This is a genomic window from Streptomyces kurssanovii (genome assembly GCF_040677245.1).
Lineage (GTDB): Bacteria > Actinomycetota > Actinomycetes > Streptomycetales > Streptomycetaceae > Streptomyces > Streptomyces kurssanovii.
In genome coordinates, this window is the sequence record NZ_JBFAQK010000023.1 from 84994 (window position 1) to 103957 (window position 18964).

15 protein-coding genes are annotated in these 18964 nt (G+C 72.3%); 6 read left to right on the forward strand and 9 right to left on the reverse strand.

The annotated features are described in order from the left end of the window. The first annotated feature begins 108 nt into the window (after positions 1 to 108). The gene (locus AB0K36_RS18415) at positions 109 to 432 is read left to right on the forward strand and encodes an STAS domain-containing protein (protein WP_018845393.1); all 324 of its coding nucleotides are present in this window, start codon (positions 109 to 111) and stop codon (positions 430 to 432) included. A 395-nt stretch (positions 433 to 827) separates the two neighbouring features. Beyond that, a complete protein-coding gene (locus AB0K36_RS18420; RefSeq protein ID WP_364595168.1) occupies positions 828 to 3263 on the forward strand; it encodes an ATP-binding protein in 2436 nt (811 codons plus the stop codon). 339 nt (positions 3264 to 3602) lie between these two features. Here AB0K36_RS18420 and nucS read toward each other — a convergent pair whose 3' ends face one another. Then, positions 3603 to 4265 (reverse strand): endonuclease NucS, encoded by a 663-nt coding sequence (nucS, locus tag AB0K36_RS18425; protein WP_037773735.1) that lies wholly within the window; start codon positions 4263 to 4265, stop codon positions 3603 to 3605. Between the two features lie 244 nt (positions 4266 to 4509). Between nucS and AB0K36_RS18430 the strand changes: the two genes are divergently transcribed. Beyond that, complete coding sequence (locus AB0K36_RS18430) at positions 4510 to 4902, forward strand: SCO5389 family protein (RefSeq protein ID WP_005311822.1); 393 nt, start codon at positions 4510 to 4512, stop codon at positions 4900 to 4902. Between the two features lie 98 nt (positions 4903 to 5000). Here the strand turns inward: AB0K36_RS18430 and AB0K36_RS18435 are convergent, their stop codons facing one another. Beyond that, positions 5001 to 6032, reverse strand: a complete 1032-nt coding sequence (locus tag AB0K36_RS18435; RefSeq protein WP_364595173.1) for an LLM class flavin-dependent oxidoreductase — start codon at positions 6030 to 6032, stop codon at positions 5001 to 5003. Positions 6033 to 6246: 214 nt separating this feature from the next. On the opposite strand from AB0K36_RS18435, the gene AB0K36_RS18440 reads away from it, so the two are divergent. After that, positions 6247 to 6573 carry an Rv1322 family protein gene (locus tag AB0K36_RS18440; protein ID WP_364595176.1) on the forward strand — a complete coding sequence of 109 codons (327 nt, stop codon included), beginning with the start codon at positions 6247 to 6249 and terminating at the stop codon, positions 6571 to 6573. 8 nt (positions 6574 to 6581) lie between these two features. Here AB0K36_RS18440 and AB0K36_RS18445 read toward each other — a convergent pair whose 3' ends face one another. The 7 genes from AB0K36_RS18445 to mce all read right to left on the reverse strand — a co-directional run bounded on the left by AB0K36_RS18445 (position 6582) and on the right by mce (position 16320). Further along, complete coding sequence (locus AB0K36_RS18445; RefSeq protein WP_364595178.1) at positions 6582 to 7409, reverse strand: ABC transporter permease; 828 nt, start codon at positions 7407 to 7409, stop codon at positions 6582 to 6584. After that, positions 7406 to 8554: an ABC transporter ATP-binding protein gene (locus tag AB0K36_RS18450; protein WP_364595181.1), complete on the reverse strand. Its 1149-nt coding sequence runs from the start codon at positions 8552 to 8554 to the stop codon at positions 7406 to 7408. The genes AB0K36_RS18445 and AB0K36_RS18450 overlap by 4 nt, the downstream gene beginning before the upstream one ends. Before the next feature lie 123 nt (positions 8555 to 8677). After that, a complete protein-coding gene (locus AB0K36_RS18455) occupies positions 8678 to 9457 on the reverse strand; it encodes an ABC transporter permease (RefSeq protein WP_189471104.1) in 780 nt (259 codons plus the stop codon). A gap of 3 nt (positions 9458 to 9460) precedes the next feature. Beyond that, positions 9461 to 10456, reverse strand: coding sequence for an ABC transporter ATP-binding protein (locus AB0K36_RS18460; protein ID WP_189471112.1), 996 nt, complete (start codon positions 10454 to 10456; stop codon positions 9461 to 9463). 175 nt (positions 10457 to 10631) lie between these two features. Continuing rightward, a complete protein-coding gene (locus tag AB0K36_RS18465; RefSeq protein WP_005311808.1) occupies positions 10632 to 11570 on the reverse strand; it encodes a coiled-coil domain-containing protein in 939 nt (312 codons plus the stop codon). Between the two features lie 113 nt (positions 11571 to 11683). Further along, positions 11684 to 15724: a polarized growth protein Scy gene (scy, locus tag AB0K36_RS18470; RefSeq protein WP_364595186.1), complete on the reverse strand. Its 4041-nt coding sequence runs from the start codon at positions 15722 to 15724 to the stop codon at positions 11684 to 11686. A gap of 167 nt (positions 15725 to 15891) precedes the next feature. After that, positions 15892 to 16320: a methylmalonyl-CoA epimerase gene (mce, locus tag AB0K36_RS18475; protein WP_100109188.1), complete on the reverse strand. Its 429-nt coding sequence runs from the start codon at positions 16318 to 16320 to the stop codon at positions 15892 to 15894. Between the two features lie 143 nt (positions 16321 to 16463). Here mce and AB0K36_RS18480 point away from each other — a divergent pair, with 143 nt between their 5' ends. Together AB0K36_RS18480 and meaB are read left to right on the forward strand one after the other, a co-directional pair. Further along, entirely contained in the window at positions 16464 to 17666 is a 1203-nt protein-coding gene (locus AB0K36_RS18480) for an acetyl-CoA C-acetyltransferase (protein WP_189471118.1), read from the forward strand. Positions 17667 to 17727: 61 nt separating this feature from the next. Next, positions 17728 to 18684: a methylmalonyl Co-A mutase-associated GTPase MeaB gene (meaB, locus tag AB0K36_RS18485; RefSeq protein ID WP_005311799.1), complete on the forward strand. Its 957-nt coding sequence runs from the start codon at positions 17728 to 17730 to the stop codon at positions 18682 to 18684. Positions 18685 to 18964 lie beyond the last annotated feature (280 nt).

Below are 18964 nucleotides of genomic sequence, written 5' to 3' on the forward strand. Positions count from 1 at the left end.
CTATGCGGCAGTCAGTTGTTGCAGGACAGAGAAGAACCGAAGAACAGTCAGCCGCACAGTCGACACGGGGCCAGCACGGGGCACTGTAAGCACACTCGGGGAGCGCATATGCACATCAGGGGCGACCACGCCGAGCTGGTCGTCGGGGGCCGCCTCGACGTCCGCAGCGCGGCGGACGCCCGTACGGTCCTGCACTCGGCCGTCGACGACGGAGCCGGCGACCTGGTGCTCGACCTGACCCACCTCGATTCCTGGGACGCCACCGGGCTCGGGGTCATCATGGGGGCGCACCGGCGGGCCGGCAGATGCGGCCGTCGGCTGGTGCTCCGCGGTGTGCCGCCGCAGATGCAGCGACTGCTCGTGGCGACACGGCTGCACCGCATCCTCGCCATCGAGGGCGGCCTCGCTGCGGAATCGCTTCCTCGGGTGTGATCCCCGCCGTCGACGGTGACCGGCGAGCGCGCGGCCGACCACGACGGCGGCGGCGGGGTGGGTGCGGGTACGGCGACGCGGCCGCGCGGCCGGCGATCAGGGCCGCCACGGAGGAATCGCCCCGTCATGTGTGACGGGGGCACGAACGGGGCGAGCGGCCCAATCCTCCTGAGACTGTGACGTCCGGGACGCACGGCACCCCGAAGGTTTCGCGATGCGCGGCGAACGTCTAGGGTTCGATCGCCTGCCCTTTCGACGGACCCCATGAGGCGGGCTCCGGACCGAGGCGACACGGCGTGCAGGAAGGCCGGGAGGCACCGCACGCGGCATTCGACACCAAGACAGTGATCTTGGCGGCGACAAGGCCGGGCGAACCTGATCTGGGAGCTTTGACCATGGACAACGACAGCTTCGGCGAGGGCGCCGGACCGGTGCGACCGCCGCGCGACGCCATCACGCCCGGACAGTCGACGCCCACGCCCCGGCGCACGGTCCAGCTCGTCTCCGGCGACTTCCTGCTCACGATCAATCCGGTCGACGGCAGCGAGATCGAACCCTGCCCGCCCGGAGGACCCGTCCTGGCCGACGGCCAAGGGGAAGAGCGGACCGGCCGGCCGACCCGCCGGAGCGCCGCGCAACGCGCGGAGCTCCTCCGCGCCGCGCAGCCGCCCGTGCCCCCCGGCCCCGCCGCTCCCCGCCCGCCGCTGCTGGAGCGCGACGAGGAACTGGCGCGGCTCGTACGACTCCTCGGCAGCGGCCGGTCCGTCCGGCTGACCGGCCCGGCGGGATCCGGCCGCACCTCCCTGCTCGACGCCGTCGCCGCGAAGTGCGGCGCCTTCGCGCCCGACGGGGTCGTACGTCTCAACGGCCACCGCCGCACACCCGCGGAGCTGCTCCAGGATCTCTTCACGGTCGTCTACGACTCGCCAGGACTGCGCCCCGACCGGAACGCGCTCGCCGGCTTCGTGCGCGACATCGGAGCCGTCGTCGTCCTGGACGACCTCGAGTTCGGCGGCGCGTCCCTCGACGAGCTTCTCGACGCCGCACCGGAATGCGCGTTCCTCGTCGCTGCCACCCCGGACGTCGCCGCGCCCGGCGCGGGCTCGCACCTCGAAGAGGTCTTCCTCAGCGGCCTCGGCCGCGCCGCCGCGCTCGAACTGCTGCGCAAGGCCGTGGACCGGCCGCTGACCGAGGAGGAGTCCAACTGGGCGGGCGACCTCTGGTTCGAGTCGGAGGGCCTGCCCCTGCGGTTCGTCCAGGCCGCCGCCCTGCTGCGCCAGTGCGACGAGCTTCGGGCCGACCCGGAGGCCTTCGAGGAGTTCGCCCCCTTCGCGGCCGCCGGCGGCAAGGACGTACCCCTGCCGTCGCTCGGCGAGGGCGCCGCGCCCGCCTCGCTGCTCGCCTCACGGCTCAGCGAGTCGGCCAGGCAGACCCTGCGCTTCGCGGTCGCCCTCGGCGGCGAGGTACCGCACCAGGCCCACCTGCCGGCCCTCATCGGGGACACCCACGCCGACGCCGCCCTCGGCGAACTGATGAACTGTGGACTGCTCTCCCCGGCCGGCCCGCGCTACCGGCTGGCGGCCGGTGTGCTCGCCCAGCTCCGCGAGAAGGGCTACGACGAGGACGCCGTCGGCCACGCGCACACCGCCGCCCAGCACTACGCCTGGTGGGCCGGGCACCCCTCCGTCACCCCCGAGCGGGCCGTGGCCGAGGCGGACGCCGTGCTGGCCGCGCTGGGCGCCCTGGTGCCCGGCCGGGACGCCGGGCACCCCAGCACGGCCGTGCTGCTCGCCCGCAGCGCCGCGCCGGCGTTCGCCGCCGGACGGCAGTGGGCCGCATGGGAGCGGGCCCTGCGGATGGGCTCCGAGGCCGCCCGCATCGCCGGTGAGGTCGCGGAAGAGGCCTACTTCCACCACGAGTTGGGCGTGCTCGCGCTGTGCACCGGGAACGTGGACCGGGCCAGGGCCGAGCTCGAGGCGTCGATCGGCATGCGCGGCGCGCTCGCCGACAAGAGCGGCACGGTCGCCGGACGCCGGGCGCTCGCGCTCGTCGCCGACCGCGAGTCCGGGCCGGTACCCGTGGCGCCCGCCGCCACGGGCGAGGCGGGAACCGGGTCGCCCGCGAGGGGCGTGACCGGTTCGGCGCTGACGAAGCGGCTGCCGCGGATCGGGTCCCAGGACCGCGGCGCCGCCGCGGTGGCGGGCCACCAGCAGGAGACCCCGGCGGACGGTTCCGACCGTCCTGCCGGCCGGCGCGCGGCGATCCTCATGGGCGCCCGCCGCAACCTCGTCGCCACGGGAGCGGGCGCGCTGCTCGCGGTGGTCCTCGGCACGGTGGTCACCCTGGGGATGACCTCCGACCAGGAGGAGCCGCCCGGGAGCGACGTACGCAACGGCCAGCCGGTGAACGAGGACGACGTCGACGACGACTGGACCGCGGAGGACCCGACGGCCGACGTCTCCGACGTCTCCGACGATCCGTCGGACGACAAGGACGACGCCAAGCCGACGGGGTCGTCCACATCGGCCACGACCCCCGCGTCGACGGGCCGCCCGCCGGCACCGGGGGAGACCCCGTCGCCGAGCTCGTCGCGGCCGGAGAGTCCTTCGGACACGCGGCCGCCGTCGAGTCCGAAGCCACCGTCGAGCCCCAAGCCTCCGACGGCCTCGAAGCCCCCCTCGACCTCGCCGTCGGAGCCGACGACCCCGCCGCCGTCTCCGTCGACCTCCGAAACGTCCACGGCCCCGGCCGGAAGCGCGTCCGCGAGCGAGCCGGGCGAAGCGACGATGACGAGCGGCGGGGCGGCTTCCGCGTCCCCGTCGATCATCTGACGCGACACGACGGCGCGGCACGGGCAACTTCCCCCACCCCGCCCCTCCCCGAAACCCTGACGGGGCCGGGCTGCGCCGGGGAACGGCCCCTGACAGTGCCGGGGCCGCCCCGAAGCGGGACCGGGCTGCGCGCGGAGCCTTGTCGGGACTGAGGCGGTGCCTGGAGACGGGTCAGGGCCCCGAAGCCCCGACCGGGCTGCCCGAAACGGGGCGGGGCTGCGGCCCGAGGCCCTGACGGGCCGGGCTGCATGGTGGTGTGCGGCTGTCTTGTTGCGGCGCTCGGCCCCGCGAGGGCAAGGCGCGTGCCCGGCCCGGTCGGGTCCGCTGCGGCCGGGGGCGTCAGAACAGGCGGAGCTTGTCGTCCTCGATGCCGCGCATCGCGTCGTAGTCCAGGACCACGCAGCCGATGCCGCGGTCCGTCGCCAGGACGCGGGCCTGGGGCTTGATCTCCTGGGCCGCGAAGACGCCCTTCACGGGCGCCAGGTGCGGGTCGCGGTTGAGGAGTTCGAGGTAGCGGGTGAGCTGCTCGACGCCGTCGATCTCGCCGCGGCGCTTGATCTCCACCGCCACCGTCGCGCCGTCGGCGTCGCGGCAGAGGATGTCCACCGGGCCGATGGCCGTGGGGTATTCACGCCGGATGAGGCTGTACCCCTCGCCAAGTGTCTCGATCCGGTCGGCGAGGAGCTCCTGGAGGTGCGCTTCCACGCCGTCCTTGATGAGGCCGGGGTCGACGCCGAGCTCGTGCGACGAGTCGTGGAGGATTTCCTCCATCGTAATGATCAGTTTCTCGCCCGCTTTGTTCACGACGGTCCAGACGCTGTCGTCGCCCTCCTTCAATGTGCAGGGAGGGGACATCCAGTTCAGCGGTTTGTACGCCCTGTCGTCGGCGTGGATGGAGACACTGCCGTCCGCCTTGACCAGGATCAAACGGGGGGCGGAGGGCAGGTGGGCGGTGAGCCGGCCGGCGTAGTCCACGGAGCAGCGGGCGATGACGAGACGCATGGTCCGCAACGCTACTCGACGGACGCCGCGCTGCGCGATTCGCCCCGGAAGCGCCCTTCGTTATTTGGCCGGTTGTGTGCCCAATCTCCTGGTGCGCTCAAGTCGGCGCACTTACCGTGGAAGACGGGAGGTCGTCGGCCGTGCACTCTGCGTCGCCGTACAGCATTGGTATGCCGTCGTTCGGTCCACTTCCTCCTTCCCTGCCCGTAAGGCCCCGTTATGCGGGGTCGCGAGAGGAGAACCCATGTCGCTCGACGTCTCACCGGCGCTGTTGGAACAGGCCGAGCGAGGCGAGGTCGACGAAGCAGCTTTCGTCGACTGCGTCCGGACCTCCCTGCCCTACGCATGGGAGATGATCAGTTCTCTGGTGGCTCAGCTGAAGGTGGACGGCGGCGAGTTCGCCGACAACCAGACGCCTCCGCCGGACGAGCAGGCACGTGGTCAGCTGCTGCGCGCGCTCGCGAGTGACGCGATTCGCGGCGCGCTCCAGCGGCACTTCGGAGTGCGACTGGCATTCCAGAACTGCCACCGCGTCGCGGTGTTCCCGCTGGACCCCTCGGTCGACGAGCGGCTCGCCCGCTTCACCTCGATCCGGGGCCAGTTGCTCAATCAGTCGCCCGAACTGCGCGACTGCTGAAGTCTTCTGCTGCCGCTCCGCATCATTGGAGGTGCACAGATGTCGGAGCGGCGGCACCGTCGGACCCGGAACCTCGCAACCATGGACACGGTGGAGCGTCAGTCGAGCAGGGGCAGCACTTCCGTGCCCAGCCGCCGGACGTTCTCCTCGGTGGTGGCGAGGTCGCCGGAGCCCTCCGCGAGCAGCGCGAAGCGTGTGATGCCGGTGCGCTCCGCGGTCGCCGCCAGGCGGTCCGCGGCCAGGCGCGGCGGCCCCACCGGATGCAAGGAACAGAGCAGCTCCGTGTACGCGACGGGGTCGCGCATCGCGCGGTGCCGTCCGTCGACCGTCACATGCGCGTCCAGGCCCTGCTTGAGCCAGCCGGGCATCGCCTTGACGAGGGTCTCCGCCGCCTCGTCCGCGCGGTCGGCGATCTGGACGACGCCGGCCGACACATGCCCGGCCGCCGCGACGTGCTCGGCCGGGTGTCCCGCGGAAAGGGCGTGCGTACGCCACAGGGCGACCATGTCCGCCTTCTCCTGGTCGCCGCAGTGCATGCCGAGCAGCATCGGCAGGCCTCGCTCCGCCGCGAGCCTGACGCTCTGCGGGGACGTGCACGCGACGACCACCTCGGGTCCTTCCGGCGGCCCGTCGATCAGCTCGTCGGGGCGGGGGACGACCGCGACCTCCCGGAAGTCGAACCGTTCGCCCCGCGCGCCGACGCGGGGCTCGCGCAGCCAGCGCAGCAGCAGGTCCAGGGATTCGGGGAAGCCGTGTTCGTACGCCGCGAGGCCGGCGCCGAACACCTCCAGGTCGACCCACGGCCCGCCGCGTCCCACCCCGAGGGTGAACCGCCCCCCGGACGTGAGGTGCAGCAGCGCGGCCTGCTCGCCCAGCGCCACGGGATGCGCGGTCGGCAGCACACTCACCGCCGTGCCCACACGGATCCGGCGGGTGCGGCCGAGCAGCAGCGCCGCGAGGGTCACGGCGGACGGGCACACCCCGTACGGTACGAAGTGGTGCTCGGCCAGCCACACGGCGTCGAGGCCCGCTTCCTCCGCCACCTCGGCGGAACGCACCGCCCGGTGCAGTGCCTCCCCCTGTCCTTGGCCCGGGAACTGGGCCGCCAGTACGAACGTTCCAACGCGCATCGCCTTCTGCCTCCTTGCGGCCGACGCGTCACTCCCCCTACTGGCAACAACGCCTGACACGTGCCAAAGGCACGGGCAGGCGGGAAGTTGTTGCGATTTTCCGGTAACTGGCCCTGTTGCAGGACGCGCGCGCACCCGTGGGAGGGACAGGCGCCGGGGCCAGGGCCCGTACGCTGTACGGGCAACTGTCCTGACTTGCCCCGTGAGGTGTCACGTGTCCCCGCGCCGCAACCGCCCCCGAGGCGGCGAGAAGCCCACCGAGCGAGCGAGCGACCCAGGCCGGTACGGCGGTTTCGGCGGCAGCGAGTCCTGGCAGGGCGAGGAGTGGTCGGTGCGCCACGTCGCGGGTGCGAGTGCCGCCGGCAAGAGATATCGCTGCCCGGGATGCGACCAGGAGATCGCCTCCGGCATGCCCCACGTGGTGGCCTGGCCCGAGCACGGCGGCGTGGACGACCGCCGCCACTGGCACAAGGCGTGCTGGAACGCGAAGGACCGCCGCACCTCGAAGGTGCAGCGGTCCAGGAACGCGCCGAGGTACTGACCGCGCGGTCAGACGTCCCGGCTGCTCATCGTCGCGTACGCCCCGCCGAGCGCCACGACCGAGAGGCCGAGCATGATCCACACCGGCTCCCAGCCGAGGGGACCGGAGGAGCCGCCCGACGCCGCCTCGCCGTAGATGCCGATGAGCTGGCTCGGGATGGCCCACTCCAGCAAGAACTTCTGCAGGTCCTGGAGCGACTCGGAGAACATGAACATGGCCGCCACCAGCGGCAGCAGCATCACGCCGATCATGGTGGTGATGGCACCGGCCGAGTGCCGGATCATGGCGCCCACGGCCAGCGACAACAGCCCGAGCGAGGCGGTGTAGACGCCCACGCCGACGGAGGCGCGCAGCCATTCGTCACCGGTGGGCTCGACCGCCTCCACCATCGCGTTCTGTATGACGGCGACGAGGCCCGCGACCAGGGTCGTGATCGTGAGGACCAGAAGGAAGAAGACGGCGGCCTTGGCCGCCAGGACCCGGCCGCGGCTCGGGCAGGCCGTCAGCGTCGTACGGATCATGCCGGTGCTGTACTCGGACGCGATGGTGAGCACGCCCAGCGTCATCACACAGATCGAGCCGGGCAGGACGCCGAAGAAGCCCATGCCGAGCGCGGACGAGTCGCCGAGGCCGGCCGATTCGCCGGCCGCGGACACGAGCGCGGCGACCCCGAGACCGATGCCGAGCATCAGCACGATCATCACGCCCAGCGTCCACATCGTGGAGCGCACGGAACGGATCTTCGTCCACTCGGACAGGAGCGCGTCACCGAGGCTGGCCCCGCGCACCGGGATCGGGGAGGCGTACGAGCCGGGCTGCTGGTAGGGAGTGGTCATCGTGCGTCCTCGGGCTTGGTCAGGTCGGCGGGGGCGGCCGCCGGGGGAGCGGGGGCCTCGGCCGGGGCGGCGGCGGGCGGTGCGGCCGGCACCGGAGCCGCGTACGGGTTCTGGCCGGGGTGGGGCGGCGGCGGGGCGTAGAACCCCTGCTGCGGCACCTCGGGGATGTGCGGCTGCGGCGGGACGTGTCCCATCGGCGGCTGCTGCATGAGCCCGGACTTCTCGTCCGCCGTCGAGCGGTAGTCCACCGCCCCCTGCGTCATCCGCATGTACGCCTCCTCCAGGGAGGCCTGGTGCGGCGACAGCTCCCACAGCCGTACGTCCGCGTCGTGTGCCAGGTCGCTGATGCGGGGCAGCGGCAGGCCCGTCACCCGCAGCGCGCCGTCCGGCTCCGGCATCACCTGGCCGCCCGCCTCGGTCAGGGCGGCGAGGAGCTTCTCCCGCTGCTCGGGCTCCGTCTGCGGTGTACGGACCCGGGCGAAGTCCGCCGAGTTGTGGGAGATGAAGTCCTTCACGCTCATGTCCGCCATGAGCTGACCGCGTCCGATCACGATCAGGTGGTCGGCCGTGAGGGCCATCTCGCTCATCAGGTGCGAGGAGACGAAGACCGTACGGCCCTCGGCGGCCAGCTGCTTCATCAGGTTGCGCACCCAGAGGATGCCCTCGGGGTCGAGGCCGTTGACCGGCTCGTCGAAGAGCAGCACCTGAGGGTCGCCCAGCAGCGCGGCGGCGATGCCGAGCCGCTGCCCCATGCCGAGCGAGAAGCCCTTGGAACGCCGCTTCGCCACGCCCTGGAGGCCCACGACGCCGAGCACCTCGTCGACCCGGCGGTCCGGGATGCCGGAGAGCTGCGCGAGCGACAGCAGGTGGTTGCGGGCGGTTCGGCCGCCGTGCACCGCCTTGGCGTCGAGCAGCGCGCCGACCTGGCGGGGTGCGTTCGGCAGCTGCCGGAACGGCAGGCCGCCGATGGTGACCTGGCCCGACGTCGGCCGGTCGAGGCCGAGGATCATGCGCATCGTCGTGGACTTGCCCGCGCCGTTGGGGCCGAGGAATCCGGTGACGGCGCCCGGCCGCACCTGGAAGGAAAGGTTGTACACGGCCGTCTTGGCGCCATAGCGCTTCGTCAGGCCGACTGCCTCGATCATTCTCCAGCCCCATCGACTTTCGGGTCGTCGGGGCACAGGCGGTGCAGCCGTACGCCCCCGTAAGTGCTAGGAGGATAGCCGGGCCCTGATGGTTCCGCCCAAGCAGATACGGCTACGGGCCCGTCAGGCGTCCCGTTTCCTCAGCACGAGGAAGCCGCCGAGGAGCGCCGCGGCCACCCACAGCAACATGATGCCCAGGCCGCCCCAAGGGCCGTAAGGGGATTCCCCGCTGTTCATGGCGTTCGGGACCACCTGCATGATCTTGGCGCCGGCCTGGTCGGGGAAGTAGCGCGCGACGTCCTTGGCGCCCGGTACCGCGGAGAGGATCTGGGAGACCAGGAAGAAGAACGGCATCAGGATGCCCAGCGAGAGCATCGAGCTGCGCAGCATCGTGGCGACGCCCATCGAGAAGACCGCGATCAGACCCATGTAGATGCCGCCGCCGACGACGGCCCGCAGCACGTTCTCCTCGCCGATCGTGGTGCGGTGCTCGCCGAGCAGCGCCTGGCCGATGAAGAACGTGAGGAAGCTGGTCGCCATCCCGACCGCGAGCGCCAGCAGCCCGGCCACCGCGATCTTGCTGAAGATGAACGTGCCGCGCTGCGGCACGGCGGCGAGCGAGGTGCGGATCATGCCCGAGCTGTACTCGGTGCCGACGACGAGGACGCCGAAGACGACCATCGCGAGCTGACCGAGCACCATCCCGGAGAAGCTGATGAGGGTCGGGTCGAACGTCAGCCGCTCGGCGTCGGGCAGGTCGTCGAACGTGGCGTTCATCAGGGCGCACAGGGCCGCGCCCATCGCGACGGTCACGGCGAGCGCGCTGATCAGCGTCCAGCGGGTGGAGGAGACCGTACGGATCTTGGTCCACTCGGACTGGAGGACGGCGGGTACGGATGCCATCGGTCAGGCTCCCTCTTTGCGCGGGGCCCACTGCGGGGCGCCGTGGCCGGACGGCGGGGCTTCGGGGCCGGGCGGTGGTGGCGCGCCCGCGCCGGTGGAGTGCGCGTGGTACTCCACGGAGCCGGCGGTCATCTGCATGAACGCCTCCTCGAGCGAGGCGCGTTGGGCACTGAGCTCATGGAGCACGATGCGGTGCTCGGCCGCGAGCTCGCCGAGCTGCTCGGTGCTCGCGCCGTCGACCTCCAGCGTGCCGTTGTCCGTCTCGACGACCGTCATGCCCGCCCGGTGCACGGCGTCCCGCAGCTCTTCCTGCTGGGGGGAGCGGAGCCGCACATAACTGCGCGAGTTCTGCTGGATGAAATCGGCCATCGAGGTGTCGGCCAGCAGCTTGCCCTGTCCGATCACGATCAAGTGATCGGCGGTCAGGGCCATTTCACTCATGAGATGAGAAGAAACGAAGATCGTCCGGCCCTCTTGCGCGAGGGCTTTCATCAGATTGCGGATCCAGTGAATTCCCTCGGGGTCCAGACCATTGACCGGTTCGTCGAACATCAGGATCTCGGGATCACCGAGCAGCGCGGACGCGATTCCGAGCCGCTGGCCCATACCCATGGAGAAGCCCTTCGACTTCTTCCTGGCGACCGGCGTCAGCCCCACGACGTCGAGGACCTCGGCGACCCGGCTCCGCGGGATGCGGTTCGCCTGGGCCAGACAGAGCAGGTTGTTGTACGCGCTGCGGCCGCCGTGCATCGCCTTGGCGTCGAGCAGCGCCCCGATGTACTTCAGCGGCTCCTCGAGCTCGCGGTAGTGCCGGCCGTCGATCCTGACGGTGCCGCTGGTGGGATTGTCGAGATCGAGCATCATCCGCATCGTCGTCGACTTGCCCGCCCCGTTGGGGCCGAGGAATCCGGTCACCACCCCCGGGCGCACCTTGAAGGAGAGATGGTCGACCGCGACCTTGCTGCCGAAGTGTTTGGTGAGACCCTCGAGCTCGATCATGCGTTCACGCTACGGGCGCCGGGAAGCGTCCGCCACCGGGTTCCGGGAAGGGAAGGAGTCCCTTCCGCATCGGGGTGACACCGACGGGCAACAGGGTGACGGGGACGGGCCGGACGCACAGGTGCCCGGTGCCTGAACGGCACCGGGCACCTGTGGAGAACCGCCGGAGGGAGCGTCAGCGGGACTGCTGCGCCGGGACTCCACGGGAGATCGGCTCGTCGTCGGCGGGCGTGCCCGCCGCGGCGACCGCGGCACCGGTCAGCGTGGCCAGCATCTCGCGGACGTTGGTCAGCTGGGCGTTGATCGAGTCGCGGCGGTTGGTGAGCGCCGCCAGCTCGCGCTCCGATTCGCTGCGGATACGGTCGGCCTTGGCGTTCGCGTCGGCCACGATGTCCTCGGCCTGGCGCTGCGCGGTCTCCACCGTCTGACGGGCACGGCGCTCCGCGTCCGTACGCAGCTTCTCCGCCTCGAGGCGCAGCTGCTCGGCGCGGTGCTCGATCTCCGCGAGACGCTTCTCCGCCTTCGCCTGACGGGACGCCAGGTCCCGCTCCGACTGCTCGCGGCGCTTGGCGAGGTTGGTCTCGAAGTCCGCGGCGGCCTGGGCGGCCTTGGCGCGGGTCTCCTCGAAGAGCGCGTCCGCCTCCTCCCGCTTGGACTGCGCGTCCTTCTGGGCCTCACTGCGCAGCGTCTGGGCGTCGCCCTTCGCCTTCTCGACGATGCGGATGCCCTCGTCCTCCGCCTTCGCCTTCCGCTCGGAGGCGAACGACTCGGCGTCGTTGCGCACCTGCTGGGCCGCGGACTCGGCGAGCTCACGGTGCTGCTCGGCGGCGCGACGGGCCTCCTCGCGCAGGTCCTTCGCCTCCTCCTCGGCGAGGCGGAGGATCTTCTCGACACGCGCACCGAGACCCGCGTACGACGGCTCGGCGTCGTTGACCTGGGCCTGGGCGTTCTGCGTCTCGAGGTGGAGCTCCTCGATGCGCTTTTCCAGAGAGGTGATTCGGGCCAGAGCACTATCACGGTCGGCGACGAGTTTGGTAATGCGGTCGTCCACCTGACCGCGGTCGTAACCACGCCGCACGAGCTCGAAGCCGAAGGGGGAGGAAGTGTCGCTCATGGGGTTCCTGTCAATGAGACCGGTGAGGTGTTAGAGGGAATCCTAGGGGCCCGAGCGGCGTGTCATCGAGCGGATGCCGGTTTGATCTGGAGAATGTCCAGCCTTTTGAGTGGCTAGCCGTCGGATGACTTGCCACTCGAACGGGTAACCCCTGCTGACGCACCGGCCTTGACGCCGCCGCCGGAGCCGCCTCCCGACGCCGACTTTCCGGCGGACGGGGCCTCGAACGACTCCAACGCCTCGAGCACGTCCTGGACACGGGAGATCTCCGCCTGGATGTCCTCGCGCCTGCGCACCAGTACGTCCAGCTCCCGCTTGCCCTCGTCGACCGTCCGCCCGGCCTCCCGGTCGGCCTCCGCCTTGGCGCGCTCGCCCTCGCGGATCAGCTCGGCCTTCTTCTGCTCGGCCTCCTTGAGGAGCCCCTCCGCCTTCTTCACGGCGGCGATCCTGACCTTGCTCGCCTCCGAATTGGCCTCGGCGAGAAGCTCCTTGGCCTTCGCCTCCGCCTCCGCTCGCTGCTCCTCCGCGGCCTTGACCAGATTGTCGACACGCTCACCGGCGGTCTTCATCTGCTCCGCCGTCTCCCGGCGGGCCCGCTCGTGCAGCTCCTCGATCTCGCTCTCCACCCGGGCCCGCAGCTCCTCGCCGCGTTCCCTTATGGCGGTCGCGTCCCGGCGGGCGCCGACAAGGAGCTCGTCGGCGTCCGTACGGGCCTTCTCCACCAGCGAGTTGCCCTCGACCGTGGCCTCGGAGACCAGCCGCTCCGCCTCGTTGCGGGCCGCGCCCACCATCGCGTCGGCCTGCGCCTCGGCCTCGGTGGCCGCGCGCAGCGCCTCCTCCTGGGCCTTGCCGATGAGCTGGTCGGCCTGCTCGGCGGCGTCCGCACGGCGCTTCGCGGCAGCCTCGCGTGCCTCGTCGAGCAGCTGGTCGGCCTCCGCGCGGGCCTCGGCCCGCAGCCGCTCGGCCGCCGCCTCCGTCTCCGCCCGGAAACGCTCGGCCTCCGCCCGGATCCGCTCCGCCGCCTGCTGCGCGGAACCGACCGTCTCCGCGGCCTCCGCACGCAGCCGCTCGGCGTCGCTGTTCGCCTCCGCCCGCAGGCGCTCCGTCTCCGCGGCGGTCTCCGCCGTGATCCGCTCGGCCTCGCCCCTGGCCTCGCCGATGAGCTGGTCGGCCTGGGCGGCGGCGTCGGCCCGCCGCTTGTCGGCGGCCTTCCTCGCCTCGTCCAGGACCTGCTCGCGGTCGGCCCGTACGGCCGCCCGCATCTGCTCGATCTCGGCCTCGCCGTCGACCTTGATCTGCTCGGCCTCCGTCAGCAGCCGCGTCGCCTCGGCGTCCGCCGACGCGCGCAGTTCCGCGGCCTCGGTGCGCAGCCGCTCGCTCTCGCTCGTCGCCTCGTTGATCAGCAGGTCGGCCTGTGCGGCCGCCTCCGAACGGATGCGGTTGGCGTCCTCACGGGCCTCCGCGCGGGTCCGTGCCGCGTCCTGCTCGGCCGTGGCGACGGCGTCCGACGCCTCCGTGCGCATCCGCTGTACGTACTCGGCGGTGTCCGCCCGCAGCCGGTCCGCCTCCGCGATGGCCTCGGCGACGGTCCGCTCGGCGAGCGCCTGCGCGGCCTCCGTCTCCTCCTGGGCCCTGGACCGCAGCCGGCCGGCGTCCTCCGCCGCCCGCTCCCGCTCCGCGTACGCGTCGGCGCGGACCCGGTCCGCCTCCTCCTGCGCCTCTGTCCTGGTGCGCTCCGCCGAGTGCTCGGCGGCGCTGCGCAGGCCGGCGATCTCCTGCTCGGCCTGCTCCTGGAGCCCGCTGACGGCGTCCCGGACCTGCTGGGCCGTCTGCTCCGCGGAGGACACCATCTCGGTGGCACGCCGGTCGGCCTCCTCGACCAGCCGGTGCGCCTCGGTCTGCGCCTCTTCGACCCGGTTGCGGGCGGACGCGAGGAGTTCCTCGCTCTGCTCGCGGGCCCTCTCGCGCTCCTGGCCGGCCTCGGCGCGTGCGGAGCCGAGGATCTCCTCCGCCTCGCGACGGCGGCGTACCGCCTCCTCCTGCGCGGCCGCCAGTGCCTCCGCGGCCTCCGTGCCCACGCGCTCGGCGGCGGCCGCCGCCTCCGCGCGCACCCGGTCGGCGGTCTCCTGGGCCTCTGTCCGCAGCCGCTCGGCCTCCGCGGCGGCGTCGCTCTGCAGCCGTACGGCGAGGGCCTCGGCCTCCGCGCGGGACGCGGAGGCGTCGGACGCGGCCTCGGTGCGCAGCCGCTCCGCCTCCGTCTCCGCCTGCTCCTGGAGCGCGCGCAGCCGCTCGCCGGCCTCGGCGCGCAGCCGCTCCGTCTCCTCCGCCGCCTCGCGGCGGATCCGCTCACCCTCGGCGCGGGCCTCGGCCAGCCGCTCCTCCGCGGCGGCGAGCCGTGCCTCCGCCTCGGTGTGAAGGCGGGTCAGCTCCTCCGCCGCCTCCGCCTGGCGGGCCGCTATGCCGCGTTCGGTCTCCTCGCGCAGTTCGGCCGCGGCGGCCTCCGCCGCCGTCCTTACGCCGTCGGCCTGCTCCTCCGCCTCCGCGCGCAGCCGCTCGGCCTCCGCGCGGGTGCGCTCGAGCGTCTCCTCGGCCTGCTTGCGCAGCGTCGTGGCGCGCTCGATGGCCTCGGTACGGACCTTCTCGCTGTCGGTGCTCGCCCGGGAGCGCAGTTCGTCGGCGTCGGTGCGCGCCTTGGTCAGCAGCTCCTCGGCGGTGCTGGCCGCCTCCTCGATCTGCTGGACGGCCTCGCGGCGCGCCTCGCCGCGGATCCGCTCGCCCTCGGCGACGGCCTCGGCGCGCAGCTGCTCGGCCTCCCCGCGCAGCCGGCGGGCCTCCTCCTGGAGCTCGACCGTCTTGGCGCGGTACTCCTTGGTGTCGTCCTTGGCGGCGCCCTTGAGCTGGTCGGCCTGCTCCGCGGCCTCGCCGCGCAGCCGGTCGGCCTCCGCCTCGGCCTCGCGCCTGATCCGCTCGGCCTCCTCGCTCGCCGCGCGGGTGGTGGCCTTGGCGTCCTCCGACGCCTTGGTCAGCACCTCCTCGGCGGTGCGGGCGGCCTTGGCGAGCGCGGCGGCCGAGTCCTCCGCGACGGCCGCACGGGCCTTCTCCGCCGCGGCCTCGACAAGCTTCTCCGCCTCGGCACGGGCGTCGGCGAGCGCCTGCTCCGCCTCCGACTTGAGGGTCTCCGACTCCTTGGTCGCCTCTTCGACGAGCCGGGCGATCTGGGCCTTGGCGGTGCGGGTGCGCTGCTCGTTGACCGATTCGGCCGACGACAGCTGCTTGGCGGCGGATTCCTTCGCCTCCGAGAGCAGCTTCTCAGACTCGGCACGGGCCTCGCGGAGCTTCTCCTCCGCCTCCTGGAGCCGCTGCTCGGCGGCGCGGCTGAGCTCCGCGGCCTGCTGGCGGGCCTGGTCGGACTCGGCGGTGGTGGACGAGCGCAGCCGCTCGGCGTGGGTGGTGGCCTCGTGCGCCTGGCTGGACGCGGCGTTCAGCAGCCGCTCGGCGTCCTTGCGGGCGCGCAGCAGGATCGCCTCGGCCTCGGCGCGTGCGGTCTCCGCCTCGCTGCCGAGCCGCCTGCGGGCCTCCTCGGCGATGCGGGCGGCCTCGGCACGCGCGGCGGCCAGTGACTGCTCCGCCTCGGCGCGGGACTCCTCGAGCAGCCGGTGCGCCTGCGACTCGGTGCGGGCGCGCAGCTGCTCGGCCCATGCGACGTTCTCGTTGACGTGCGACTCGACGGTCTGGCGGCGCTCGGCCAGCTCCTGGTCGAGACGCTGCCTGCGCTGGACGGCCTCGGCGTGCAGTTCCGCCTGGAGCCTGGCCTGGTGCTCCGCGTGCTCCTGAAGGATGCGCTGGGTCTGCGCGCGGGCCTCGCGCAGCTCGCGCTCGGCGTCCTGCCGGAGCTGGTCGGCCTGGATCTGCGCGTTCCGCAGCAACTGCTCGGCCTGGTAGCCGATGTCGGCGCTGTCGTAGGCCGGACGGGAGGCGAGATTGCGCCGCGCCTCGTGGAGTTTGGCGCGCAATACCTCGACCTGGTAGCCGAGGTCCTCGGCATGCTGGACGGCCTTCTCCCGGTCGGTCTTCAGCCGGTCCATCTCGGCTTCGAACCGCGAGAGGTGGTCGTCGTCAGCTCGGTGGCTCTCCTGGCGTTCGTAGCCCCGCACTGCGCGGTCCCATCCGTCCCCTGGTCGCAACTGTCTCCAAACGAGCACCGTTCGCCGGCGAACGGCCCCCCGGGGAATGGTGACAGATCAACGACGGAGACGCGGCACGGCCCCGACCCGGCCCCGGCCCGGAACGGCCCACTCTACCGGGCCGGGAATCCTTAGGGTCAGTGCTCCGTTGCAGACGTGACGAGTTCGGTGAGTACGCCGTGGCAGTCCTTGGGGTGGAGGAAGGTGATACGCGAGCCCATCGAGCCGATACGCGGTTCGTCGTACAGCACCCGCACGCCCTTGTCGCGGATGTCCTGCGCGTCCGCGTCCACGTCGGCCGTTCCGAATGCGATGTGGTGAACGCCTTCGCCGTTCTTGGCCAGCCACTTCCCGACCGCGGAGTCCTCCCGGGTCGGCTCCAGGAGCTGGAGGTAGGAGGCGCCGCCGTCGGACGTCTCATTGATCTTGAGCATGGCTTCCCGTACGCCCTGCTCCTCGTTGACCTCGGAGTGGAACACCTCGAAGCCGTACGTGGCCCGGTAGAACTCGACGGTCTTGTCGAGGTCGAAGCAGGCGATCCCGATGTGGTCGATTCGCGTCAGCATTCGACCAGTGCAGCGCCCCGCCGCCGGTTACGCAACGTGCGCGCGATCACACCGGCGGCACGGTGACCCGGAGCCGTACCGCTCAGTACATTTGAGTAAACCCTCGTTCACTCCTCAGCCGCGGCTGAAAGGGGATCGTCCTCATGTCAGGAACGACCGCTCACACCTCCGTGATCGTCGCGGGAGCCCGCACGCCCATGGGCCGCCTGCTCGGCTCGCTCAAGTCCTTCTCCGGCGCCGACCTCGGCGGCTTCGCCATCAAGGCCGCGCTCGACCGGGCGGGTATCGGCGGCGACCAGGTGCAGTACGTGATCATGGGGCAGGTGCTCCAGGCCGGTGCGGGCCAGATCCCGGCGCGCCAGGCCGCCGTCAAGGCGGGCATCCCGATGAACGTCCCCGCGCTCACCATCAACAAGGTCTGTCTGTCCGGCCTCGACGCCATCGCGCTCGCCGACCAGCTGATCCGCGCCGGCGAGTTCGACATCGTCGTCGCCGGTGGCCAGGAGTCCATGACCAACGCGCCGCACCTGCTGCCGAAGTCCCGTGAGGGCTACAAGTACGGCGCGATCGAGATGCTCGACTCGATGGCGCACGACGGTCTGACCGACTCCTTCGAGAATGTCGCCATGGGCGAATCGACGGAGAAGCACAACACCCGCCTGGGCATCCCGCGCGGAGTGCAGGACGAGATCGCCGCGCTCTCCCACCAGCGGGCCGCGGCCGCCCAGAAGAACGGCCTCTTCGAGGCGGAGATCACGCCCGTCGAGATCCCGCAGCGCAAGGGCGACCCGGTCCTGTTCTCCAAGGACGAGGGCATCCGCCCGGAGACGACGGCAGAGTCGCTCGGCCGGCTGCGCCCCGCGTTCGCCAAGGACGGCACGATCACCGCCGGTACGTCCTCGCAGATCTCGGACGGCGCCGCCGCCGTCGTCGTGATGAGCAAGGCCAAGGCCGAGGAGCTGGGCCTGGAGTGGATCGCGGAGATCGGCGCCCACGGCAACGTGGCGGGCCCCGACAACTCGCTGCAGTCCCAGCCGTCCAACGCCATCAGGCACGCCCTGAAGAAGGAGGGCCTGGACGTCTCCGACCTGGACCTCATCGAGATCAACGAGGCGTTCGCGGCCGTCGCCCACCAGTCAATGAAGGACCTCGGCGTCACCCCGGAAAAGGTGAACGTGAACGGTGGCGCGATCGCGCTCGGCCACCCGATCGGCATGTCCGGCGCCCGTGTGGTGCTCCACCTGGCGCTGGAGCTCAAGCGCCGCGGCGGCGGCGTCGGTGCGGCGGCGCTGTGCGGCGGCGGCGGCCAGGGCGACGCTCTCATCGTCCGCGTCCCCGCCAAGTAAGTACGCGTAGCAGCAACCTGGGCGCCGAAGCCCGTACGCGCAGAACGATCGGAGCAGCACGATGGTGGACGTACCCCAGCTGGTCGCCCAGGCGAGAGAGGGCCGGCCGCGTGCCGTGGCCCGGCTGATCTCACTCGTGGAGGGGGCGTCGCCGCAGCTCCGTGAGGTCATGGCGGCGCTAGCCCCGCTGACCGGCGGCGCGTACGTGGTGGGCCTGACGGGCTCGCCGGGCGTCGGCAAGTCCACGTCCACCTCGGCGCTCGTCTCCGCCTACCGGAAGGCCGGGAAGCGGGTCGGCGTCCTTGCCGTCGACCCGTCCTCGCCCTTCTCGGGCGGGGCGCTGCTCGGGGACCGCGTCCGCATGTCGGAGCACGCCTCCGATCCCGGCGTGTACATCCGCTCCATGGCCACCCGGGGCCACCTGGGTGGCCTCGCGTGGGCGGCGCCGCAGGCGATCCGCGTCCTGGACGCGGCCGGCTGCGACGTCGTCCTGGTCGAGACGGTCGGCGTCGGCCAGTCGGAGGTGGAGATCGCCTCCCAGGCCGACACGTCGGTGGTGCTCCTCGCACCCGGCATGGGCGACGGCATCCAGGCCGCCAAGGCGGGCATCCTCGAGATCGGCGACGTCTACGTCGTCAACAAGGCGGACCGCGACGGGGCCGACGCCACGGCCCGCGAGCTCAACCACATGCTGGGCCTCGGCGAGTCCCGGGGACCGGGGGACTGGCGCCCGCCGATCGTGAAGACGGTCGCCGCGCGGGGCGAGGGCATCGACGAGGTCGTCGAGGCGCTGGAGAAGCACCGGGCCTGGATGGAGGAGCACGGCGTCCTCTCCGAGCGCCGCGCCCGGCGGGCGGCGACGGAGGTCGAGACGATCGCCGTCACGGCGCTGCGGGAACGCATCGGCGACCTGCACGGCGACCGGCGCCTGGGCGCGCTGGCGGAGCGCATCGTCGCGGGCGAGCTGGACCCGTACCGGGCGGCGGACGAACTGGTGGCGGGCCTGACGCAGTCGTAACGGGGGTTTTCCGGGGCCGCGCGCGGCGCGACCTGGCTCCGCCCGGCCCGGCCCGGTTTTTCGGTCTCGGTCCGCGTGGCCCGGCATCGGTCCTGGGAGTGCTGACTCTGCCCGTGGTCCGGCGGGCGGGGTGGCCGCTGCGCGGGCTCTGTCCCCTCCCCGCCCCTTCCCGAAACCGGGGCAAGCCCCGGACCCCGTACCGCCCTGCGGGCGGCGTACCGCGCTTCGCGCGGTGCCCTCAATCGCCGGGCGGGCTGGATTTCGCTGCGCGAAATCAGCC